This is a genomic window from Acinetobacter uliginosus (assembly GCF_044130295.1).
Classification (GTDB): domain Bacteria; phylum Pseudomonadota; class Gammaproteobacteria; order Pseudomonadales; family Moraxellaceae; genus Acinetobacter.
Genome location: NZ_JBIQOC010000193.1, coordinates 1 through 1186 on the forward strand (window position 1 = coordinate 1; position 1186 = coordinate 1186).

Genomic DNA, 1186 nt, shown 5'->3' on the forward strand with positions numbered 1-1186 from the left:
AAGCAAGCGAAATCCGTGAGGAAGTCGCCTAAGAGCCTTTGCTTTTAGAATCCCTGAGAAACGAGTTTCGCAAGGAGCTAGTCGAAAGTGGTGGGAGTATGTCAATGTGTCATTTTGGCAAATGGTTTCAATCAAATCATGCTAAATTCGAAAAAATCAATACTGACAAAACCCGGGAACTGGAGCAGGCGCATTATCTTGTGCATCATCATTTGCATCATATATTTTCCAAGCTCAGAGACAATCAGTGCGTAGAGGCAGCTTTAGTCAGTTAATATCAAAAAAGTCAGAATGATCTGCTGGAACTGCTGATTTATTTTAGAACCCATTTGATTACCCAGGCATTGCAGTACGACCCTTTAACCGGTTTGGCCTTAAGATATGGAATGGAGAATCAATTCAGTACCTTGCGTCAGAGTACTGAAAAAAACCAGAAAATAATGGCGGTCGGTTTACTGGATTTGGATCATTTTAAAGAGGTCAATGATCAATATGGACATCAGGCGGGTGATGAAGTTCTTGCTCATACGGCGCAGATCCTGCGTGATTCTCTTCGAGACACGGACAACATTTTTTGCTTTGGTGGCGAGGAATTTCTAATCTTTCTAGAAGTGGACAATGCTGATTCCCTGCATGAGATTATCGACAGAATTTTTCATTCACTGCATAGCAATCCGACCCAACTAAAAAGTGGTGAAGTGATCTATATCACCGCCACGGTCGGTATTATCCACGTCGAGCCTGATGAAACCATGGAAAAAGCCATTGCAAGAGCGGACCAGGCGATGTATTCAGGAAAGCAGCAGGGACGAGACCGGGCAGTCTTTGCATGACAAGATATTTTGTAGCTTGCTCGTCTGCTGGGTGTCTGATTTATAAATATAGCTAAGTTACGCTAAGTGGGCTTTCCTGAGGGCTTTGTTGCATAAACATTCAAAAGCTGAGTTTTCCCCAATCCATTCAAATTTAAGAGACAACTTGGGTGTGAGGTCTACCTAATTCCGTAAATCTATTCAGAACTGCCACACGCGCATGAATTTCATTGACCTGACTTTGAAAATGTCTTGCCGTCAGCTTATCTCCTAATAATTTGATGCAATGCATCTTGGTTTCCACCAAACTACGACGGTGATAACCCGACCATTTTTTCCATAGGGTTCTGCCTAAATGTTTAACCGTTTGAAGT

1 protein-coding gene and 1 pseudogene are annotated in these 1186 nt (G+C 42.4%); one reads left to right on the forward strand and one right to left on the reverse strand.

The window, feature by feature from the left end; genetic code table 11:
- Positions 1-344 precede the first annotated feature (344 nt).
- Positions 345-833: a GGDEF domain-containing protein gene (locus ACE01T_RS17680; protein WP_395519794.1), complete on the forward strand. Its 489-nt coding sequence runs from the start codon at positions 345-347 to the stop codon at positions 831-833.
- Between the two features lie 133 nt (positions 834-966).
- On the opposite strand, the pseudogene ACE01T_RS17685 reads toward ACE01T_RS17680, so the two are convergent.
- Positions 967-1186 (reverse strand): annotated as a pseudogene (locus tag ACE01T_RS17685) (IS5/IS1182 family transposase); the annotation flags it as partial.